This window comes from Tumebacillus avium (assembly GCF_002162355.1).
GTDB lineage: Bacteria > Bacillota > Bacilli > Tumebacillales > Tumebacillaceae > Tumebacillus_A > Tumebacillus_A avium.
The window spans coordinates 830,506-852,124 of record NZ_CP021434.1; the positions used below are offsets into that span (position 1 = coordinate 830,506).

Genomic DNA, 21,619 nt, shown 5'->3' on the forward strand with positions numbered 1-21,619 from the left:
TTTTATAACAAAGGTGACAGCAGCCTCGCCAGCGACTCGCGAATCCTCGCCAGCCTTGTTCGATTTTGATAATCCCCAAACGTAAATGGAATGCAGTCCTGCAAATCCGTTTCAAACAACTCTAGCAGTTTGCCTGCTTCTCCTTCGTCGTACAGAAAAGCACTGATTTCAAAATTCAGCCGGAAGCTGCGATTGTCGATGTTCGCCGTCCCGACCGCGGCGACTTTGCCGTCAACGACGATCGTCTTGGCGTGCAGGAAGCCGCGGTCGTACAGGTAGCACTCGACCCCGACTTTCAGCAACGCACCGAGATAGGACTGTGAGGCCCACTGCACCAGCGCGTGGTCGGCCTTGCGCGGAAGCATCAGCCGCACTTTCACGCCGGACAGCGCCGCGATGCGCAGGGCGTTGAGCACGTCCTCGTCGGGGATGAAATACGGTGTCTGCAGGCAGATGCTCTCCTTCGCTTCATAGATCAGCTTGAGGTAGCCGTTGCGAATGTGCTCCAGCTCCGAGTTGGGGCCGCTGGCGACCACTTGCACAGCCGTCTTGCCCACCGGGAGGATCGCCGGAAAGAAGCGCCGTTCCAAGCGCACCTCTTCCCCCGCCGCTGCAAACCAGTCGAGGAAAAACTGCCCTTGCAGCTGATAGACCGCGCTGCCGTTCAATTTCAGATGCGTGTCCCGCCAATAGCCAAACCGCTTGTCCAGCCCAAGGTATTCGTCCCCGATGTTAAACCCGCCGACAAAGCCGACCCGGCCGTCGATCACCGCCACTTTGCGGTGATTGCGAAAGTTCAGCCGCAGGTTGAGGTAGGGAATCTTCGAGGAAAAAAACGACCGGACCTCCCCGCCCGCCTCGGTCAGCCGCCGAAATGTGCGGCGCGAGATGCCGCTGGAGCCGACATGGTCGTAGATCAATTTGACCTCGACGCCTTCCCGCGCCTTTTGGATCAGCAGGTTGAGCAGTTTCATGCCGAGCTGATCCCGTTTGATCATATAGTACAGCAGATGCACATGCTGTTTGGCTTCGCGAATTTCGGTCATCAGGCTCTCAAACTTCTCCTGCCCGGATGAAAAGATCGTCACCGTGTTGTCCTGAGTCAGAAACGAGTAGTTGCTGACCAGATTGAGATGCACCAGCGACCGGTAGTCCTTCAGCCCCTGGTAGTTGTTCAAGTTGCTGGCTTGGATCGTGACGCCTTCGATCAGCTTCGACTCAGTGATGTTTTTCACCCGATACACTTTTTGCCGGGTCAAGTTCTGCCCGATAAACAGGTACAGCAAGAACCCGACGCCAGGCAACACAAACAGCACCAAGAGCCAGGCCCAGGTCGCCGATACGTTGCGCCGTTCCAAGAAAATGACCGCAAACGCAAAAAACACATTCAACAGCGGCAGCCACGTAAACACCGTCGGCGCCTCCGTCAGTCCCCACCCCATGCCAACACCTCTGTCAGGAAATCAATTTCAACCCCACTGCCGCCGCCAGCACCATGCTCATGTACAGCAGGCGGCGCCATTCTTTAGATTCCCCATAAAACAGCATGCCTAACAGCACGCTTCCGACTGTCCCGATCCCAGTCCAGACGGCATAGGCGGTGCTCATCGCGATCGACTCCATGGCAAGCGTCAGGAAGCCAAACGACACGAGGAATCCTACCACAAGGATAGCATAAGATTTCCAATCTTTCTGCCGATTCACCCGGTTCATCCCGGCCACGCCGACCACTTCGCCGATGCCTGCGAAGATCAGATAGATCCAGCCCATTACGCTTCCCCTCCTTTGGCCTGTTCAGGCTGCTTCTCCACGGTGACCGCTTTCAACCCCATCACGCCGCCGAGCAAGAGCAGGATCAGCAGCACTTTGGCGATGCGGAACGGCTCGCCAAACACGGCCATCTCCATGATCACCGTGCCCGCTGTGCCAAGCCCGGTGAAAACGGCGTACACCGTGCCGATCGGCAGCTGTTGCGAGGATTTGATCAACAGCCACATCGAGATCGCGATGGCGATCCCGGTTCCCGTCCATTCATTTGGCGTGTCGGCATGCTTCAGCCCCATCACCCACATCACTTCAAACACCGCTGCGACAAACACCATCAGCCAGTTGCGATTCATCTCCAGCCACTCCTTCTCCCCGGTTCATACAAAAAAGCCCGGCAGAATATCAAATTCGATATCCTCCCGGGCTTTTATCCCTCCGTGTACACCGCAAGCATGCCTGCTTGCCGTGCGTTCCCTCTTGGACCAGCCCGATTGAAAACCTTCCAATCGCGGAACCCTAGAGAACGAATGAACCATGCAATTTTCACTCTACTATAGCCACCCAAAACGCTCCTGTCAACCGCCCTTGACGGACAGTATGTTTCCTTTGTAAACTAACTACAAGAAGGAAACTAAACAGCACCCAAGGAGGGACTCTCATGGTTCCATCATTGTTTCTGGCCCACGGTTCGCCGCTGCTGGCCATTCAAGAGAATGAATACGCCCGATTCTTGACCTCACTCGGCGCTCAATATACCCCCAAGGCGATCGTCATCTTCACCGCCCATTGGGAAAAAGAGACTCTGACCGTGTCCTATCACAATGACGTGTACGAGACGATCTACGACTTCTACGGCTTCCCCGAAGAGATGTACAAAATCAAATACCCGGCAAAAGGCTCAACAGCAGTTGCCGACGATGTCATTGCCCGCTTTGCAGCAAACGGCATCGCCGTGCAAAAGGACCCCGCGCGGGGCCTCGACCACGGTTCCTGGGTGCTCTTGCGCCGCATGTACCCGAATGCCGACATCCCGGTCGTGCAGATTTCCGTCCACCCGTTTTTGCCGCCGGAAGATCAGTTTAAGATCGGGCAGGCTTTGCAAGGATTGGGAGCGGAAGACATCCTCGTCATCGGGAGCGGCGTCACCGTCCACAACCTGCGGATCATCAAATGGGATCAGACCGAGCCGGAGCCGTGGGCGGTCGAATTTGACGACTGGCTGATCGAGCAGTTCGCGGCAGACAACCGTGATGCCCTCAACCACTACGACACACAGGCACCGCACGCCCGTCTCGCCGTGCCGCGTCCCGAGCATTTCGTGCCGCTGTTCCTCGCCGCCGGGGCAGCCGATCCGTCTGCGAAGCCGCAAATCATCCACCGCAGCTATGAGCTGGGCACGCTGAGCTACTTGTCCCTGGCGTTTTAAACAAAAAAGGAGTTCTGCGCGTCTGCAGAACTCCTTTTCCTATTTCTTGAGCTTACCCCTGCGGAACTTCTTCCGCCTTCACAGTCTCTTTTTCCTTGCCTTTTTTCACCGGCGCGGAGAGCTTGATCTTGCCGGTAAAGAACGCGGCGATCAGACCGGCTGCGAGGAACCAGATCGACACTTCGAACACGTTGTGCAGCGAAGCGAGCAGCGCGTCTTTCAACACCGGCACAACCTGCGTCGAGAACATCCCAGCCACCTGCTCCGGCAGTCCGGCGAGGAACGTGTCGGAGAGCAGCGAGGAATACAGACCTTGCGGGTTGTTGTGCGCCATGTCGAGCAGAGCGGTGCCTTGCGGGCCGAAGCCTTGGAAGGTCGCATCGAGCTTGTTGCCGATCAGATCGATCGACTTGCTGTTGAACAGCGTGCCGAGGATCGCGATCCCGACCGTGCCGCCGATGGAGCGGAAGAACGTCGTCGCCGACGTGACCGTCCCGCGAATTTCCGCCGGGAACGATTCCTGCACGGCGATCCCGAGCGACGGCATGATCACACCCATCCCGGCGCCCATGATCACCATGTAGATGCTGGCGCGCAACTGCGTGGTATCCAGACCGAGCGACAGGAACAAGGCGAAACCGGTCAGCATGATCCCCATCCCGGCGATCAGCATCGGGCGCAGCCCGAACTTGAACAGGAGACGCGAACCGATGATCGAGGCGATCATCGAACCGATCATCATCGGCGTCATGACCGAAGCGGTCTCGGTCGGCGACATGCCGACGACGCCTTGCATGAACAGCGGGATAAACATCATCGCCCCAAACATGCCAAGGCTCATCAGGAAGCCGATGATGTTGACGGTGGTGAAGATGCTGTTCTTAAACAGCCCCATCGGAATCACCGGGTCTTTCGCCCGCAGTTCCACGATCACAAACGACACCAGCGAAACGACCGAGAGCCCAAACAATCCGAGGATCTCAGCAGACCCCCACTCGAACTTGTTGCCGCCAAAGGACAGCGCCAAGAGGAGCGAGACGATCCCGACGACGAGCGTCCCGATGCCCGCCCAGTCGATCACAACTTTCTTCTTCACATGCGCGTTTTTCAGACCTGCTGCGATGAACGCCATCGCCAGCACGCCAAACGGCAGGTTGATGAAGAAGATCCAGTGCCAATCCCAATGGTCGACAATCCAGCCGCCCGCCTGCGGACCGGCCAGCGACGACAGGCCAAACACGGCCATAAACAGACCTTGCATCTTCGCGCGCGACTCACCAGTCGTCAAATCCCCGATGATCGTCATCGCCAGCGGCATGAGAATACCGCCGCCCAAGCCTTGGATCGCGCGATAGATCGCGAGCTGCGTCATGCTCTCCGCCATCCCGCACAGAGCGGAACCGAGGATAAACACGGCCATCCCGATCAGGTAGATCACGCGGCGGCCAAACAGGTCGGCCAACTTCCCCGCGACCGGCACGACCGCCGTCGAGGTCAGCAGGTACGCGGTGGTGATCCAGGTCAGCAGATCCAGCCCGCCCAGTTGGCCGATGATCGTCGGCATTGCGGTCCCGACGACCGTCTGGTCCAGCGAAGCGAAGAACAGCCCCAGCATCAGACCGATGATCACAAGCGTCCGCTTGCGGCTCGGCTGTGTCAAATCCATTTTATCGGCAGTTGCTTCCACAGCATTGGTTGTCATTTCCCTCACCTCTTCTACATACGTTCATAATGACTGACGGGTCAGTCACCAGTCATGGCATGCAGAAATCATACAATGACCCACGGGTCATTGTCAATCACCAACCGACAAAGAGGCGATGTCAGTTTCTGACACCGCCGTCCGGCCAATCAATGATTGTGCGCATGCGGCTTCCCTCCGCCGCCGTTGCCTTTGACTTTTTTGCGCAATTTCCGTTTTTTGATGTCTTCCTGAATGCGCTTGTAATCCGCTTCATCCAGTTCCGACTCCGAGTCGGCCTGCCGGTCAAACGTGTATTCGCCGCCCTTCGTTTTTCCGCGGCCCATCTCGACTTGCTGCGCTGCCATCATCTTCTCATATTGGGTGGCCAGCAGCAGCGCTACCGAGTCCACCTCATCGCCCAGCCCGCCGATCTTGATGCCTTTTTCCAACTGCGGCACCATCTGCGTGGACAAGGCCGAGTTGGTTACCCATAGCCCGCCCATGCGGTTCCCCGTGTCAAGCCCTTCCTCATGGAAGTATAAGCGGCAGCCCATGCACTGGTATTTCGTGCCCGTCGGCAAATGATAGTCAAATTCGTTCCAGACCCCGCCTTGCTGAATGCGTATTTCCGCATGGCGTCCGTCAAATTTTACATCGACATCTGCCGGCACCGAAACGATCGCATCATCGTCCAGATAGAGTTTCAGCCGGTCATACAGCTTGAGCGCATGGCGCATCACATGGTCTTTCATCGCATTCTCGCGGGATGTCGATTCCAAATGATGCGACTCCAGCACGTCTGCGGCCAGGTCGAGGATGTCGTCCCGTCTTTCCAAGCCAAGGTCGTCGTCGATCTTGCGGTTTTCGGCGTTGATGTTTGTGGACATCACCACGCCGCCCTTATCTTTCGAGAGCGCAGCCTGCGCTTCGACGCCCTCCGGCAGCGAGTGCAGCAGCACGGTGGAGAGCTGCTTTTGAATCTGGGCTTCCTTCGATGTGTTTTTATCGTAGCTGAACTTGGCCAGATCATCGTCTTCCATGACCATCATCGGATTCTGCGGGCTGTTTTTGAAAATGAACTTCTTGTTCTTGCGTCTCAGGTGCTTGAGCATCTTCGAAGTCTCCCCGGAGCGCTTGGCAAATCCCGCCTTCGACTTCATCGACCGCACATAGCGTTTGGCCATCTCTTTGACCACCGCTTTCGGTTCATCGAGGATGTTAAACGTCTTATTCGCTTTGGCGACTTTGCCCCAGATCTCCTGCAGTTTCTCCTCATCGATCCCGGTGATTCCCATGTCCTGCAGTTCCGAGACGGCCATTTGGAACGTCCCTTTCGCCGTTTTGCGCATCGGTTTGGAATCGAGGTTGCGCATGCGCAGCCATGTGGTCGGATATTTCTTCTCTTCCTCTTTGCTGCTGCTCGGATCGTACGCGATCACCCGCTGAATCGGCGGCGTACTCTGCGCGGATTGCTGCGCCCGGAGCAGCTGCGTCACAGCGCGGTTGCCGAGCGTCTTTTGCAGTTGTAAGATCTTCAGCTGGGCGGCATGTCCCGCACCCCATGTCTGACTGGCTGCCCCTGTACCCGGCTTCGTAACGGCCGGTTTGCTTCCCGTGCGTCTGCTCCCCGTCTCCAGCATCGCGCTTTTCCTCTAGCTGCGCATGTCCGGCACGCCGTCCGGACATGTGCTGTGTTCGAGCAGAATGCTGCGGATCTCCTCCGACATCTTCACCGCTTTTTTGTCGTTAAAATCATACCCGAGCAGCGTCGCTCTCCCGCGCGCCACCCAGTTGCCCTGCTCGTCGGCCATCGCGTGTTCGACTTCGAAGCTCGACGAGCCGAGCTTGCCGACCCAGGCGTAGACGGTCAGCTTTTGCGCGTACACCGCTTCGGACAGAAAATCGCATTTGGTCGATGCGACGATCAGGTTCCAGTTGTGCGTGTCGAGCTCCGGATTAAACACGCGGAATAACTCCTTGCGGCACTCCTCAAAATATGTAAAATAAACGGCATTGTTCACATGCCCCAATGCATCGCAGTCATTAAAGCGCACCGCTACTTCCAGTTGATACACAGACAATTCCTCCTTAGGTGATGGTTGTCTCTCTATTCTACCCTTTATGCTACAATAACGGTTAGTCATCTCATCAAGAGGAGCCCCCCAATGTTCTCATTACGCGCTTTAAAAACGTACAACTACGCTTATTTCTCCCTGCTTTCGCTGTTCATCTCCTTTCTGCCCGTCTACCTCTCCGAACGAGGCGTGACGGCAGGCGAGATCGGAGCCATCATCGGCACCGGGTCGCTGATCGGCATTCTCTCCCAGCCGTTCTGGGGCTATGTCAGCGACCGCACCCGCACCGTCAAAAAAGTGCTCCTGTTCACACTCGGACTTTCCGTGCTGCTCGGCACGACCGCTTTTTCCCTGCCTCAAGGGGTCTGGCTGTTTGTGCTGATCGCGCTGCTCTATTTCTTTTACCTGCCGACCGACCCGCTGACCGAAAGCATGAACTACCGCCTGTCCGAGCGGATGGGCGTCTCCTTCGGTTCGGTGCGGATGTTTGGCGCAATCGGCTATGCGTCGACATCACTGATCGCCGGAGCGGTGTCTACTTATTTAGGAATCGGCAGTTTCGCCTGGCTGTTCTTCGGCTATGGCACATCAGCGCTGCTAATCGCTTTGCTTTTGCCCGATGTGACGGCGAACTCGCAGAAGTTTGCTTTAAAAGACTTCCTGACCTTCTTGAAAAACCGCGAGACCTTGATCTTCCTCGGACTGGTCATGATCACCGCCCTGCCGCACCGGATGAACGACAGCTTCCTCGGCGTCTACCTGCACAGCCTTGGCGCTTCGACCGGACAGATCGGGGTGGCGTGGTTTGTGGCGGCGGTCAGCGAGATCACCTTTTTCGCCCTGTCCGCCCGGCTGCTGAAAACGGGCAGCGAAAAAAAGTGGATCGCCTTCGCCGCGCTGCTCTACACGGTGCGCTTTCTGCTCTGCGCCCTGCTGCCGACTCCGCTGGCGGTGATCCTGCTGCAACTGACCCAAGGCGTGACGTTCGTCATCTTCTACACCGCCTCACTGCAATACCTCAACCGCACCGTCCCGCCGGAATGGCAGGCGACGGGGACGACGCTTTTGGCGATTCTGTTCTTCGGCGTCTCCGGCATGGTCGGCTCGTGGCTTGGCGGCTGGATCTTCGACTGGCTGGGCGGGCCTGCGCTGTATGGCGTGATGGCAGCGCTGTCCTTTTGCGGACTGCTGTATGCGGCGGTCACGCGCAAATAAAAAAGAGCCGACATCTACTCGCTTAGATGTCGGCTTTTATATTGACGATTTCCGCCAGCGCCCGTTCCAGATACTCGTTGACATGCTCATTTTCCGTGCCCGGCGTCATGACGATCAGTTTGACATGGTAGTCTTCGTATTCTTCGACCAAGTCCCTGATCTGGCGCGGGTACATCGCCCAGACTTCATGCACCGGGCGCGTCCGTTCGATCAGGCGCCGGTCGCCGCCGTCGGTCAGGAGATGGGTCGATGCCGAATCCCGGAAATACGAAATGATCTGCCCTGTCGTATACGGCGTCGGATAGCCGGACGGATTCCAGAACTTGTTGCGCCCTGCATTCGGACGGTACTTAAACTCCAAAATCAGCGAACCGGCATACACGTCCTTGTGGTAGACATCGATCCGGCCGTCCGGCTTGTTGTGCGCCGAAGCCAGCATGTGCAAAGGATGCTCGTTCGGATCGGGGTGCGGCTTGTGCGGAATGCGCGCATTAAACACATGATGCAGCCGCACATCGCCTTTTTGCAACACGATCTTCGTCCCGTCCGGCAGCATCGGGATCAAGATCCGGCTGCCTTGGAAATCCTGATCGAACACCCAGCCCGCGGCCGGTTCGTAGCCGAGGTTGTCGATCAGGTATCGGGTCACCTTGAGGTAACACCACATCTCATACATCAGATCGCTTTTCTTCCACTGGTAGGCGTAGATCGTGTCGAGGCTGACTTCGTACGTTTCCGACTTCAGCTCGCGGTAGAGCTGATAAAACGTGCGGTAGCGCGGATCGAGCGTCAGCACCGGCGTCACTGCGGTCGGGAGCTGGGCCGGCACCTCGCCGTACCACTCTGCCGACTCCAGCAATCGGAGTCCGCTGCGCATCTGGGCGATCTTCGTTTCGAATTGGACGATGCCTTCTGCGACCTGCTTTTTGGCGCGGATGTAGGCGTTCATCTTCCACTTGCCGCCCGTGCGGCCTTCGTTGTCTTCGTCGCGGTAGTGGCTGACTTCCTCCAGCAGCGCCGCCCGGTAGCGGGCAAACGAGTCGGCGATCTCTTCAAGATAGCGGGCGACCAGAAGGCAGATGTGCTTCACCCAGTGGTTTTCCGGCAGGCGGTAGTTCAGCTCGCGGACCGGCGTTTTGAGATCGCGCCGCTCCGGGTGGGTCAGCTTGGCCCGGACCGATTTTTCATCGATTGCCTTTGCCCGTTCCGGCGGGACGAGCTGGTAGTTCTTTTCGATCCGGTAGTTCGCCCGCTTCTTCACATCCTGCAGCGCCCCAAGCAAAGCCTGGTAACGATTGCGGATCACCACAAAGCGGAACAACTGCTCCGGCGGCAGATGCTTCAGAAACGGGTCGCCTGCGCCCAGATTGCGGCGGATCAGATCTTGCGCCAGACCGCGCATCTCCGCCTCCAACTCGTCGCGCATCACTTCCCATTCGGTGAACTTCAGCTCTTTGGGGATGATCATGATCATCGAATGGTAGGTCTGCCCAAACGCCTCGACCCGGATGCGGTAGCCGCCCGGAATCAGCGGGTAGAAGTCGGTCTCTTCGGTGATCACCTTGTACAGCAGTACCTTTTCCTCATCCGGACGCAGAAACAGCGCGCGATGCTCGTCCATCTCAAAGCCAACCCGCATATCCGAGACATCAAAAAAATCGATATACAGCCGCGCCTGCGGATCGTTGCAGGAAAACGTCACCTCCAGATCAAGGTTCTCCATGACCTTGGGCGCGTCATCAAAATCCTGATGCGGGGTGGTGAAAAAGTTCTCCACCGCCACTTCGCCCACCTGTTGAGCCTTGCGATCCCATTGGTGGAACACCAGGCGAAACGGCAGATTAGAGTGTGTAGCCATTCAACTTCAGCTCTCTCCCTTTTTGTCGTAACACCTTGCGCGCTTCCGTGAAGTGGGACAGGTTGGCATTTTGATCGAACAGCTTAAGCAGTTGGCTGTTCTCCAGTTCGTTCGCTTTTTCATCATACAGGCCGATCAGCGGGTTCAGGAGTTCTGCCGGCCCGCGCAGCTTGGTCATGATCCGCTGCACGATCTGCAGGTCAAACGCTTCCGGGCGGGTCAGCGCCTGGCGCTGCGGCAGATGTTTCAGGTAGTTGTCGATCTGGCGGACGATCCGCGGCCCAAAGCCCTGTCCGCGCGTCTGTTCGAGCAATTGGTGCAGCTCCCAGAAGAACGCCGTCTCCTCCGAGGTGAGCATCAAGGCATCCGAGCCGGTTTTGATGTTGCGGAAGTCTTTCAGCGTCCATTCCCGGTCGTTGCGCTTCGAGCTGACCTCGCGCACTTCCAGCAGTTGCTGGAACGGCAGCACCTCCAGCGTGATCACATTGGCGCGGTCTAAGACCTTATCGGAAAAATGGTAGGTCGATTCGTCGATGTTGACCGTGCCGACAAACATCACGTTGTCCCCGATCGTCACTTCCGGCGGGTATTCTTTGGAGTTGTACAGGCGCTGCGCTTCGTTGTACAACTGGAGCTTGCGGCGACCCGGTGAAGCTTCCAGCACCGAGAGGAATTTGGAAAAATAATGTTCGACGCGCGAGAGGTTCATCTCGTCGAACGCCACCACATACAGCTTGTCCCGGTTTTTCTCATCCTCGGCCGTCACCAAGGTGTCGATCAAGCGCGAGTCGCCGGGGCGGTACACATTGTGGATCGAGTCGACATAGCCGATCAGATCGGCATCGTCTGTCCACGACGGGCTGACCGGGATGATGCGCAGCTGTTCCGGGTCGAGTCCCAGCGCCTGCCCGTAGACTTCGACCAGCCGCGATTTCCCTGTGCCGGACATCCCGGCCAGGATGACCAGCGTCGACGATTTCATCGCCGTGTGGAAGTTGATCAGGTCACGCTCCGAGTACAGCAAGCCGCGGTTGGTCGCCGTTTTGATGAAATCATTGATAAACTGCTCCTCGCCTGCACTTCCCGCATTGGCTTCCCCTTTCGCCGCTTCCTCACTGCGCACAGCAGGTGCGGGGCTGACCGGCTGGACTTTCTCCTCAGCCTTGAGCGGCTGCTCCGCTTCCGCTGCCGGTTCTTCCGCCTGAATGGGCTCCAAAGCGTTGTCCCGGGTCAGCGCCGGAGCATCCAGCAAAGCGGACTCCATCTTTTGATAGATGTCGCTGCCCACAAACAAAATCTCCTGCGATGGATTCAGAATCGAATCTTCAAACCACTCTTCATTAAAATAGGTCACGCGCAGTTCCTCAAAAATGAACGAAAAGCCGCCAAATGCATAACGGTGGCGGTCAAACAGGCCGACCAGCTTAAAGTTGCTTTCCTCGTCCATCCAGATCACAAAAGGCGGCGTGTCGGCCGTCTCTGTCGAGACCCCGTCCACGCGGCCGACGAATTTGTCATCCCAGAGCTTTTGCATAAAATCCTCAAAGCTCGCCGGCCCGTTATCCGTCTCTGCGCTGAAGATCGGCACCGGCGTGTAGACGCTTTGTTCTGTAAATCCATCCGGCTTGCGCACATAGCGCACATCGGCAATCTTGTAATTGTCGCCGCTGCGCCGGGCTTTAAAGACCAGCAGTTTGTCATCAAACCAATCGTACGCATTGTCACACCGTCGTTCCTGATGCGAATAGGCCATCACATCGACATCTTCAAACCCCAATGGCTCAATGTCTGAAGAGTATCCGGCAAATAGAGACGTGTTGGGGAAATTGTCCGGCGGGTGGGAAATGAGTTTGATATTAAACTGCACTGCTTCTTGATTGTTGATAAAAATACAACGGGGCTTGGCGATCTTTTCCCGCACATAGTCATCTGTGGCCAGCATCCCGACCAGGTCTACCTCATACTTTTTATACATAGCTGCACCTCTTACAGTTGTTTTTTCAATTCGATAATATCTCTCATCTCGCGCAACTTGTCTTTCGGGACCAGACTGCGCACCAGGCGCTGTTCGGTCATGCGCAAGTCATTGCTCAACATCCACACCTGCTGCGCCCGCTCCAGCAGTCCGTCCCCGATCTGCCGTTGCAGATCACTCGGTGTGACATAGGCGAGGTCATATGCGTTCGACTGCAGCCGGCCGGCCCACTCCGCATCGCTCACGATCACAATCGGAGTACGGTCGGTGCGCGGGGCTGCAGGTGCCGGATCGAGTTGGATCGGTGCCCGTTTCGGTTCGGGTGGCGGCGTTGTCGCGGCGGCATTGTTGATCGTCTGTCCCTGCTGTTCTTTCGATTGACGCAGCGCGTTTTCCAGTTCGATGATCTTCAGAGCTTGTGCGGCGATCTTGTCTTTCTTTTCCGCCGCCTCGCGTTTTGCCGCGTCGCGCTCTGTGGTCAGCGCCCGCCTTTCCTGCTCCACGCGCTGCAAGTCGGCTTTGGCCTGTTTCAGCTCCTGTTTGAGCTGGGAGTTTTCGCTCTGCAGATTCGCACGCTGTTTGTCCCATTCTTTGCGGTCTTTTTCGCGGTTTTCCTTCAGATCCTGGAGCTTCTTCTCCATCCGCCGCAGTTTCCCCGCGTCCTCTTGCGCTTCCGGCTCGGTCTCCCGATTTTCCGTTTCGACAGCAGGCTCGGCCTCTTCGGCTTGCATGGGTGACTGTGCCTGGTAACGCTCCCAGAGATCGAGGCCTTTGATCCGCACGATCTCGTCTTCACTGGCAAACATATGGCAGACAATCAGCGGAACATCGTAGACACTCTGTTCCTCAATCGCATCCATCACTTCCTCGACAGACAGATGGGTATAATCCACTTCAAACTTCTCGTCCTCGCCGATCTTGTTCAAGCAAAACTTAACATGCCTTAGATTATTTGGCTGCAGCAACTGCGAAATCATCGCGGCTCGCGGCGGTTTGCCTTTGCCTTTGCGATACCCTTTCAGTTGCACGAGAGGGAAGTCGCAAAACTCACGTAGATTTTCATCTTTTACCGCATCCAGTACCTCTCTCCATAACGCCTTTGGGATGTCCAACTGCGAATTCCCCTTTCTATCAATGTTTGCCTATACTAAGAGTACCACTTTCTTCAGCCACAAAAAAGGAGCCGCAACGGCTCCTGCTGTCCTTATTTCCCAAATTTCCCGGCGTAGAAATCATCAAACGCCTGCTTGATCTCTTCCCGCGTGTTCATCACAAACGGCCCGTGCTGTACGACCGGCTCACGCACCGGTTCCCCGGCGTAGAGCAAAACTCGCAAAGAGCTTGTCGCGGTGACGACGATCTCACTGTCGCCCGCCTCGGCACGGTCCAGCCAGAGCACCTGATTTTTCACGCCGCGCGTCTTGTCTTTGCCGAACTGCCCTTCGCCTTCCAGCACGTAGAAAAATCCATTGTAGCTGCCCGGCAGGTCCTGCGTGACCGACGCGCCCGGCTCCAAAAACAGCTCGACCATCGTCACCGGCACATGGTTGAGCGTCTCAGCTGCAACCCCTTTTGACGAACCGGAGAAAACGCGGACTTTTGCGCCCGGCTCTTCGCGCAAAGGCATGTTGGCCGACTTGAGATCCTGATAGCGCGGATCGGTCAATTTCTTGGTGCTCGGCAGGTTCACCCACAGCTGCAGGCTGTGCACCGTTTCGCCTGGCAGCGGATCTTCGGAGTGCAGCACGCCGCGCCCCGCCGTCATCCACTGCACGTCGCCCGGTTTGAGAATGCCGAGTCCGCCGTTGTTGTCTTCGTGTTTCAGCTTGCCTTCGATGACATAGGTCACCGTCTCCAGTCCCCGATGGGGGTGGAAATCAAACGTGCCCTGCTGAAACCAGTCTTCCATCATGATCAAAAACGGATCAAAATCCGCCCAGCGTCCCGGCTCCAGCACCTGTCCAACGCGCAGGTGCGGTCCGCCGCCCGCTCGGGTGATGACATCATATACTTCGCGAATGCCGCGCTGTGTAACCTGTTCCAAGATGACCACTCCTTTATGGTAAAATATACCCGAAAAAGAAGGAGGGTATCAAGTTGGCACAGAAAACGAAGTTCAAAGGAGCCATTCCGCTGATCATGGTGGAAGATCTCGACGCGGCGATGACGTTCTACACCGAGAAGCTTGGCTTCAATGTGGCGTTTGTCTCCGAATGGGAATACAACGGCGTCGAGCGTGACGGCGTACAGCTGCACCTTGGCAAAGACAAGGCAAATCCGGTCACCCCCCACGGTGTCCACCTGTACTTCCACGTGGAAAGCGTGGACGCACTGCGCGAAGAATTTCTCGCCTCGGGCGCGATCACCGAAGAGGTCAAAGTGGTCGACCAGCCCTACGGAAACCGCGAGCTGTATGTCAGCGACCCGTTTGGCTACCAGATCGGTTTTTACGAATAAGAAAATAAGAAAAACACCACAGTGGCAGGCGAACTGCTCCCGTGGTGTTTTTTATATGCTTATGCCGTTGCGCTTTGCTTCATCTGCGCATTCTTGCGCTCGGTGCGCACCACGTTCCAAAGGACGACCAGCAAGACGACCAGCTGCGGCACGGTGGTTTCCCACGTGGCGTAGATGCCGAACGACGGCGCTTGAAGCAGCGCGTCCGACAGATGCGACGGCAGCTGTCCCGACACTTGCAGCGCATGGACGCTGACGCCGATGAACTTAAAGGCGAGGTAGTAGAGCAGCAGACCCGCGACGAGGAAGAACGGACGGATCGGAATCCGCGCGCTCAGCTTGAGGATCGCAAACGCGATCACCGCCAGCAGGACCAGCGCGCCGCCGATGCCGATCAACAGCTGCGACATGGCAATGCTTGGCGCCATGCCGAGGTAGAAGATGATCGTCTCCGCCCCTTCACGCAGCACGGCCAGACCTGCCGTCGCCGCCAGCGACCACAAAGCCCCTTTCGCCAGCACGTTCCCCAGCGTTTTTTCAATAAATTGGTTCCAGACCTTGAGGCTCGACTTGCTGTGCAGCCATGCACCGACAGTCAGCATGAAGACGACGGCGATGATGCCGGTGTAGCCTTCGATCAGCTCGCGGGAGCTGCCCGCTGTCGCTTGCGACAAGACGAGGCTCAGCACGACCGCCAGCACGCCGGACAGCACGATGCCCGCACCGGCGCCCGACCAGACCCACTTGCGCTTGTCGGCGTTGCCGCTTTTATTCAGGAATGCAAGCAGGGCGGTGATGACGAGGATCGCTTCCAAGCCTTCGCGGAACAGGATCAGCCCGGCATCCCACGCCGTGTACGACGCCGCTTCCGCATACGGCTCCAGCTCGGTCTGCAAGTCGCGGATCATCGCGTCCGCCTTGGCCAGATCGGGCGGCGATGAGAGCAACAGGCTCGGCACGGAGGTCATTTTCGTTTCGATCCGCGCGTACGCTTCCGGCGAACGGGTCAGAACTTGCCCTTCGACAGACGGCCAGGCGGTGATGATCTCATCCAGCTTCGCCGCCGCGTCTGCTGCGCGCTCCTCCTGCACATCGGTCAACGCGCCGCTGAGCAGTTGCTGCAGGTCGGCGATCGAACGGGTCTCCCCAGCTGCTGCGTCATCCGCCTGCACGTTGCCGGCGATGTAATCTTCGAGCAGCTTGATCACTTCGTTCAAGCTCGCCTTGGCTTTTTCCGCATTGGGCGGTTCGGTGTTCAGCGCGATGCGCGCGCCGCTGATCTTCGTTTCCACTTTGCCGTACAGCCCGGCGTTTTCCTTGCGCAGCGGGCCTTCCGCTTTCGCCCAGCCGCTGATAAACGAGCTGTACGCCGCCTTCGCCGCTGCAAAGTCGCCCGCTTCCGTGGCGGACAACGCTTGGTTGAGGTGCGGCAACAGCGCCTTTACATTTTCCTTGGCGCTCGCCCCGCCTTGTTCCGTTTCGTGGGACGTGACGTATTCGTCGACCGCTTTGGCCAGCGCGGAGACCGCTTTGTAGGCGGCATCGCGTTCAAACGGCGTTTTACCCGCCGCCGTTTCGGCTGCGCTCAGCGCGTCGCTGACCGCTTCGCCTTGTGCAGACGAGTCTTTCGCGTCCGCCCAAAGCGTCTTCATCTCAGCCAGATCCGCTTTTGTGCGGTCCCAGTCATCGCCGCCCGCATTGACCAGCGCGTCGCTGGCCAGCGCGATCAGCTGGTTGTCCTGCGGGGTCGCCGCATACGTTGCGGTCGCGGTGAAGAGCAGCAGGCAGATCAGTAGAGAAGAAAGCAATGATTTCAAATTCATGTCCGCTCGCCCCCGTTTAGAATAAAGTCTCGCCGATGCAGCCGCCCGCTTTGGCACCGGGCAGGACGGCAAAAATAGCGCTGCCGACGTGCACGATGTACTCGTTGAGTTTGTCTTGAGCAGCCAACGCTTGCTGCATCGGGATAAATTGACGGCGGGGGTCACGGTTGAAGCAGATGAACAGCAGCCCGGCGTCCAGTTGGCCGGTCTTGAGGTCGATGCCGCTGGAATACGAGTAGCCGCGGCGGTGAATCTTCACTTTGCCGCCCATGTTCGCGACGGCGACGTGCGAGTTCATCGGGATCATGAGTTTGCCCTTGTCGTCTTGTTTTGCAAAATCAAGCGGAGCGAATTCGTCCTTCTCGCCCAGCGGCGCACCGCTGTCACGGTGGCGTCCGAATGTCGCTTCCTGTTCATTGAGATGCGTGCGGTCCCAGACTTCGATCCGCATGCGGATGCGGCGCATGATCATGTACGTGCCGTCGGCCATCCAGTTTGCGCCGTCAGCCTGCGTAGCCCAGACAATGTCGTCAGCAACATCTGCCTTTTTCACGTCCGGGTTGTTGGTGCCGTCTTTGAAGCCGAGCAAGTTGCGCGGCGTCGACCCGTTCGGGTCGGCCGTGCGCGTGCGCTGGAAGCCGTCCTGCACCCAGCGCAACACCGCCTTGCCGCGCGCGATCCGCGCCAGGTTGCGCAGCGCGTGGAAAGCAACTTGCGGGTCGTTGGCGCAGACTTGCACGGCGATGTCGCCGCCCGTCCATTCCGGCTGCAGTTCATCGCCGCCAAACGCAGGCAGGTCGACGAGCGCAGCGGGACGCTTGCTCCCGAGGCCAAAGCGGCCGTCAAACAGCGATGCCCCAACGCCAAACGTGATCGTGATGCCGGCCGCGTTCAGCCCCATCGCTTCGCCGGTGTCGACCGGCGGGAGGATCGGGTTGCCGCTCTCATCGCCGACTCCTTGGCCTTGGGCGAGCTTCGCGGACGCTTCCGTCCATTTTTGGAACAGCGTGCGCAGCGCCCCAAGGTCGGTGGTGGTGACGTCAAACGCGCCGAGGCAGATAAAATCCTGCGCCGGCGTGACGATGCCCGCCTGGTGTTTGCCGTAAAACGGCACGGTGTCGCCGGCCGTTTGCGCATCGGCTGCTTTGGCGGAGTCTTTCAACATGCCCGTTCCGGCCAGCACGCCGGTCAGTCCCCCTGCTCCGAGCAAAAGCCCGACGCCACCAGCGGCGCCGAGCTTCAGCATGTCACGTCGGGAGATGGGCTTTTGCAACAAGTCGTCTTTTGTTGCGTCGCTCATCGTTTAGCCCTCCAGTACAGTGCCCATCTGCGAAAGCGGTTCGGCCAGTGCGTCGACCGCTTGGCTGAGCTTGGTGGTCTGTTCCTTGCTCAGTTCGGTGTACAGCACATACCCGTCGCCTTTGCGGTATGGAGCAAGCGCGTCTTCCAGCGCGGTGAATTGTTTGTCGATCTCCGTAGCCAGAGCTGCGTCTTTCTTCTCCAACTGCGGGCGGATGACTTTAAAGATCTCCTGTGCGCCTTCCACGTTCGCCGCGAAATCGTACAGGTCGGTGTGCGAGTAGCGTTCCTCTTCACCGGTGACTTTGGTCGAGGAAACTTCGTTGAGCAGTTCCACCGCGCCGGTGACGAGCAGGTTGGCGTCGATCTCCACGCTTTCCACTTTGACGCGCAGCAGTTTCACGTCTTGGAGCAGTTGGTCGGCGACCGCTTCCTGGCCTTTGACGCTGTTGTCGACCCACAGCGCCTTCTCCAGCTTGTGGAACCCGCGCCATTCGTTGTCCGGCACGTCGTTCTCACGAGCGTCGATCCACGGGTCAAAGTCGCCCAGAGATTCGGCGATCGGCTCGATGCGTTCAAAGTACATGCGGGACGGCGCGTACAGCGTCTTCGCTTTTTCAATATCGCCAGCTTTCACCGCTTGGGTGAACGCTTCGGTCGCTTTTACAAAATCATCAGACTGTGCGATGACAAACTTGCGGTATTCATCAACCACGCCGTTCAGGTCGGCAGCAGCAGCGGGCTGTTCCTGTTTCACCGGTTCCTGCACAGCAGCCGGTTCCTTCTCCGCGCCGCAAGCGCCCAACAATACAGAAGTGCCGATCAACAGAGCCGGCAGCGTAACTTGCATCTTTTTAAACATGGTACACCCATCTCCCCATCCACGATCTCGTTCATTGAAAATCATTCTCACTAATCCTACACCCATTCTGTCCTGCTGACAATAGGATTTTTTAGGGACGTTATCATGTACATCTGTACTAAAATTACAAATGAAGAAAAGGAAAAAGCTTCTGAAACTAGACGGTCGTCGTTTCAGAAGCTTGTTGATTCGATTCCCGCACCGTCCACAGCATCAGCAGTGTGAGCAATACGGTGACACCGCCAAACGCCGCAAATAGCCAGGCGACATTGGCTTCCCCAACTGCGGAGACGGAAGAGGCAGCCAGCGTTGTACCAAGCGGATAGCCGAGTGCAACAAATGCCGAGGAGACGGTGAACACTCGGCCCATCATCTCCGCCGGAACGGTCAGCTGCATCAAAGTCCGAATGTAGATCATCGCCGGAGCGGATGTAATACCGGCGAGCACCAGAACAAACACCGCCCAAAGCAGGTTGCCTGACACTGCCAATAATCCGTAGGCCATCCCGTGCGCAGCGATCGAGAGAAAGACCAGATTGCGCAGCGCTGGCTTTTCAACTTTTATTGCCCCGGTCACAAAAGAGCCGATCACGATCCCGACAGACAGCGTCGCCATCAACAGCCCATAGCCGCTGGCTTCTACCGACAGATGATGTGAGCTGAAGATCGGCAGCAGCGCAGAGGAAGTGCCCCAGATGAGCAAGTTCCACAGCAAGTTGACCGCCACGACGACTCGTATCACCTGCGACTTGAGGAGAAAGCCGACCCCTGCGCCCAACTCCTGCCGCCACAGTTGGAAACGTCCACCAACCGTCTTTTCTCCAACGACTTCCCTGCGTTTCGTTCGCGCTTGTGGCGGCATTGCCGCGTAGTACAGGCCGGCCGAAGCAAAAAACGTCAGCGCGTTCAGCAGATACGCCATCTGCATTTCCCCAAACGCCATCAAAATCCCGCCAATTACCGGCCCCAGCGACAGCGCCAAGTCAAACTGAATATTCATCAACGAGTTCGCCTGAATCAGCCGTTCCTTCGGCACCGTTTCCGCAATAATCATATTCGTCGCCGCTTTCGTCACCGGAGCCAGCGAGGAAGACAGTGCGATCAGCAGCATAAACCACGCATAACTCACCCCGCCCTCCAGCGGAACGATCATCAAAAACAGAAACAGCCCACCGCTGATCAGATTCGACAGCACCGCAAACAATATCGCGGGCACCCGATCCAAAAACACACCAAACAGCGGTGCAGCCAAAAACTTGGGGAACTCCAAACAAATCAATGTCATCGACAGCAAAAACGGGCTCCCCGTCTGCTGATACACCATCCAGACCAGCGATACCATGATCACCGCATCGCCAATCCCCGACAGCAGCGAACCGCTCCAAAGAGAAAGAAACCGCCAGTTTTGAAGCATTTGTCCGTAAACTCGCACCTGGCTCATCGGCTCTCCTGCCTTTCGATGATTTCCTCTTTTATCTCCAAGGCAGATTTATGGAACACCAGCAATTTCGCCAGCGGATCGCCTTTGCGAATCAAATGTTGACGTTTTGGCTCGAATGCGATTCCGAACCCCAGCCCTTGGTTAAATTTCGCCAGCGATTTCGCAAACAACAATCCCGGATGCACCACAAAATTCTCTTCTCCCTCGAGCGGTTGTATCAGCAGCACGTAATCATCAGGAATCTCAATTCCCCAGCCCATGCGCCATTCAAATGTCCGTTCCCCATTCGGCAAAAACAGCCCCTGCCACATCCCGTCCACCAAAGCCTGCTGCACTTGAAACCATCCCGCAGGCTTAATCCCCAAAAACATGTTGTCACGCGCCATCCAAAAATCAATTCCGAGCATCCTGCCCACCTCGTGGACATCTTCACTGCTTCCTTTAATCTGAACTTCTTCTACCGGGAAAATCTCAATGTTGATTGGCGAGTAAATGGTCCATCCGATTTCCTTGCCCATGCGGTATGGATAGCAGGCGCCTTTAACCCGCTCCTGAACCAGCCATCTTCTTGCGTTCATTTGGCTTTCGACTCCCTGAACTTTTTCTTTTTTCGGCGGCATGGCCCAATCGTGCAATTTGAGAAATCTCACCAAGGACATATTCATTTCTCCTTATCTAAGAATGAAAAGAGAGGCGCACCAAGGCACCTTGCGCCTCCCTTCTTTCCGAGCTTTATTGCGTGATGACGTTTTGCTGTTTCTCTGTGTCCGACTTGCCGTACATCATCGGATCATATATGTTTACCGAGCAAGGGCCAAGACCCGTTTTGATAATGCCTACCGCTTCTTTTTCTTTCAGATCGATCACGGTAAGCGCATTTGCTTTCTCGCGAAGCGACGCGGTACCGATGTCACGGGCAAATGCCGTAACATACATCGTGCGCTCGATGGAGTCTAACCTCATACCGCGCGGAGTCGGACCAACTTCGATCTGCTTCTCTTCCGTCCAGTTGTGTTTGTCGACCACACTGACCGTGTTGCTTGCTTCACAGCTGACATAGACGTAATGGTCATCCGGGTCAGGCATCACGCCGCGCGGCCCGAAACCGACCGGGATCTCCGTTTGCAATTCCATTGTGAGCAGGGAGATCACAGATAAAGTGTGACGGTGAGTGTTTGCCGTGTATACGTACTGGTTATCCCAATCCGCACAGGCATGATAAGGCTTTGCATCCTGCCCAAGTGCGATTTTAGAAACTACTTTCGAGTTTTGAATATCCTCTGCAATCTCAAGGATCGCCACTGCATCATCTCCCCACAGCGGCACGCAGGCAAATTTGCCATTTGGGGTAATGGACAAAGCACGCGGATTGTTGCCGACTTCGATACGGGTAATCTCTTGTCGACGTTCAGTGTCTACAATGGAAACGTCATCCGACCCGGAATTGGAAACAAAGAGATACTTGCCATCCGGAGTCATCGTCACACCGCGCGGAGCCATCCCGACAACAATGCGGGTGACTTCTCTGTCCTCCAAAAGATCGATGACAGAGACGGTATTGCCTGCACAGTTCGAAACATAGCCATAGCTGCCTTGCGGATCGATGATCATACAGCCGCGCGGGCTGCCTCCAATCGGAATTCGACCGAGTTCTTTCTGGTCGGCCAGATCAATCACCGAGATGTCATTTGAATCTGTGTTTGTTACGTAAGCGAGTTTTTTCATTTGTTTACCACC

General features: G+C 56.9%; 19 protein-coding genes and 1 riboswitch. Of the genes, 3 read left to right on the forward strand and 16 right to left on the reverse strand.

Annotation, left to right across the window (positions count from 1 at the left end; all coding sequences use genetic code 11):
- Window positions 1-2: 2 nt before the first annotated feature.
- The 3 genes from cls to CBW65_RS03805 are packed head-to-tail and all read right to left on the reverse strand — an operon-like array spanning window position 3 to window position 2,120.
- A complete protein-coding gene (gene cls / locus CBW65_RS03795; protein WP_087455670.1) occupies window positions 3-1,442 on the reverse strand; it encodes a cardiolipin synthase in 1,440 nt (479 codons plus the stop codon).
- Between the two features lie 13 nt (window positions 1,443-1,455).
- The gene (locus tag CBW65_RS03800; RefSeq protein WP_087455671.1) at window positions 1,456-1,770 is read right to left on the reverse strand and encodes a DMT family transporter; all 315 of its coding nucleotides are present in this window, start codon (window positions 1,768-1,770) and stop codon (window positions 1,456-1,458) included.
- Window positions 1,770-2,120, reverse strand: coding sequence for a DMT family transporter (locus CBW65_RS03805; RefSeq protein WP_087455672.1), 351 nt, complete (start codon window positions 2,118-2,120; stop codon window positions 1,770-1,772). Before CBW65_RS03805 ends, CBW65_RS03800 begins: the two co-directional genes overlap by 1 nt.
- 61 nt (window positions 2,121-2,181) lie before the next feature.
- Window positions 2,182-2,298: riboswitch (guanidine-I (ykkC/yxkD leader) on the reverse strand.
- 127 nt (window positions 2,299-2,425) lie between these two features.
- On the opposite strand from CBW65_RS03805, the gene CBW65_RS03810 reads away from it, so the two are divergent.
- Window positions 2,426-3,193 (forward strand): DODA-type extradiol aromatic ring-opening family dioxygenase, encoded by a 768-nt coding sequence (locus tag CBW65_RS03810; RefSeq protein WP_087455673.1) that lies wholly within the window; start codon window positions 2,426-2,428, stop codon window positions 3,191-3,193.
- 52 nt (window positions 3,194-3,245) lie between these two features.
- On the opposite strand, the gene CBW65_RS03815 is transcribed toward CBW65_RS03810, so the two are convergent.
- The 3 genes from CBW65_RS03815 to CBW65_RS03825 all read right to left on the reverse strand — a co-directional run bounded on the left by CBW65_RS03815 (window position 3,246) and on the right by CBW65_RS03825 (window position 6,952).
- Window positions 3,246-4,859: an MDR family MFS transporter gene (locus CBW65_RS03815; RefSeq protein WP_087459109.1), complete on the reverse strand. Its 1,614-nt coding sequence runs from the start codon at window positions 4,857-4,859 to the stop codon at window positions 3,246-3,248.
- Window positions 4,860-5,044: 185 nt separating this feature from the next.
- Window positions 5,045-6,517 (reverse strand): hypothetical protein, encoded by a 1,473-nt coding sequence (locus CBW65_RS03820; RefSeq protein WP_087455674.1) that lies wholly within the window; start codon window positions 6,515-6,517, stop codon window positions 5,045-5,047.
- Between the two features lie 12 nt (window positions 6,518-6,529).
- Window positions 6,530-6,952 (reverse strand): acyl-CoA thioesterase, encoded by a 423-nt coding sequence (locus CBW65_RS03825; protein WP_087455675.1) that lies wholly within the window; start codon window positions 6,950-6,952, stop codon window positions 6,530-6,532.
- A 90-nt stretch (window positions 6,953-7,042) separates the two neighbouring features.
- On the opposite strand from CBW65_RS03825, the gene CBW65_RS03830 reads away from it, so the two are divergent.
- Window positions 7,043-8,167, forward strand: coding sequence for an MFS transporter (locus tag CBW65_RS03830; RefSeq protein ID WP_087455676.1), 1,125 nt, complete (start codon window positions 7,043-7,045; stop codon window positions 8,165-8,167).
- 22 nt (window positions 8,168-8,189) lie between these two features.
- Here the strand turns inward: CBW65_RS03830 and CBW65_RS03835 are convergent, their stop codons facing one another.
- From CBW65_RS03835 to CBW65_RS03850, 4 genes are all read right to left on the reverse strand, one after another.
- Window positions 8,190-10,025 carry a DUF2357 domain-containing protein gene (locus CBW65_RS03835; RefSeq protein ID WP_087455677.1) on the reverse strand — a complete coding sequence of 612 codons (1,836 nt, stop codon included), beginning with the start codon at window positions 10,023-10,025 and terminating at the stop codon, window positions 8,190-8,192.
- On the reverse strand, window positions 10,009-12,000 hold the full coding sequence (locus CBW65_RS03840) for an McrB family protein (protein WP_087455678.1): 1,992 nt from the start codon (window positions 11,998-12,000) through the stop codon (window positions 10,009-10,011). Before CBW65_RS03840 ends, CBW65_RS03835 begins: the two co-directional genes overlap by 17 nt.
- 11 nt (window positions 12,001-12,011) lie before the next feature.
- A complete protein-coding gene (locus CBW65_RS03845) occupies window positions 12,012-13,112 on the reverse strand; it encodes a coiled-coil domain-containing protein (RefSeq protein ID WP_157721756.1) in 1,101 nt (366 codons plus the stop codon).
- A 92-nt stretch (window positions 13,113-13,204) separates the two neighbouring features.
- On the reverse strand, window positions 13,205-14,044 hold the full coding sequence (locus CBW65_RS03850) for a pirin family protein (RefSeq protein ID WP_408646525.1): 840 nt from the start codon (window positions 14,042-14,044) through the stop codon (window positions 13,205-13,207).
- A gap of 53 nt (window positions 14,045-14,097) precedes the next feature.
- Between CBW65_RS03850 and CBW65_RS03855 the strand changes: the two genes are divergently transcribed.
- The gene (locus CBW65_RS03855; protein ID WP_087455680.1) at window positions 14,098-14,457 is read left to right on the forward strand and encodes a glyoxalase superfamily protein; all 360 of its coding nucleotides are present in this window, start codon (window positions 14,098-14,100) and stop codon (window positions 14,455-14,457) included.
- 59 nt (window positions 14,458-14,516) lie between these two features.
- Here CBW65_RS03855 and CBW65_RS03860 read toward each other — a convergent pair whose 3' ends face one another.
- The 6 genes from CBW65_RS03860 to CBW65_RS03885 all read right to left on the reverse strand — a co-directional run bounded on the left by CBW65_RS03860 (window position 14,517) and on the right by CBW65_RS03885 (window position 21,607).
- Entirely contained in the window at window positions 14,517-16,280 is a 1,764-nt protein-coding gene (locus tag CBW65_RS03860) for an FTR1 family iron permease (protein ID WP_087455681.1), read from the reverse strand.
- Window positions 16,281-16,296: 16 nt separating this feature from the next.
- On the reverse strand, window positions 16,297-17,580 hold the full coding sequence (efeB, locus tag CBW65_RS03865) for an iron uptake transporter deferrochelatase/peroxidase subunit (RefSeq protein WP_087455682.1): 1,284 nt from the start codon (window positions 17,578-17,580) through the stop codon (window positions 16,297-16,299).
- A 3-nt stretch (window positions 17,581-17,583) separates the two neighbouring features.
- Window positions 17,584-18,441, reverse strand: coding sequence for an iron uptake system protein EfeO (gene efeO, locus CBW65_RS03870; RefSeq protein WP_087455683.1), 858 nt, complete (start codon window positions 18,439-18,441; stop codon window positions 17,584-17,586).
- 157 nt (window positions 18,442-18,598) lie between these two features.
- Window positions 18,599-19,882 (reverse strand): MFS transporter, encoded by a 1,284-nt coding sequence (locus tag CBW65_RS03875; protein ID WP_087455684.1) that lies wholly within the window; start codon window positions 19,880-19,882, stop codon window positions 18,599-18,601.
- Window positions 19,879-20,541: a hypothetical protein gene (locus CBW65_RS03880; protein ID WP_087455685.1), complete on the reverse strand. Its 663-nt coding sequence runs from the start codon at window positions 20,539-20,541 to the stop codon at window positions 19,879-19,881. Before CBW65_RS03880 ends, CBW65_RS03875 begins: the two co-directional genes overlap by 4 nt.
- Window positions 20,542-20,614: 73 nt before the next feature.
- The gene (locus CBW65_RS03885) at window positions 20,615-21,607 is read right to left on the reverse strand and encodes a YncE family protein (protein WP_087455686.1); all 993 of its coding nucleotides are present in this window, start codon (window positions 21,605-21,607) and stop codon (window positions 20,615-20,617) included.
- Window positions 21,608-21,619 lie beyond the last annotated feature (12 nt).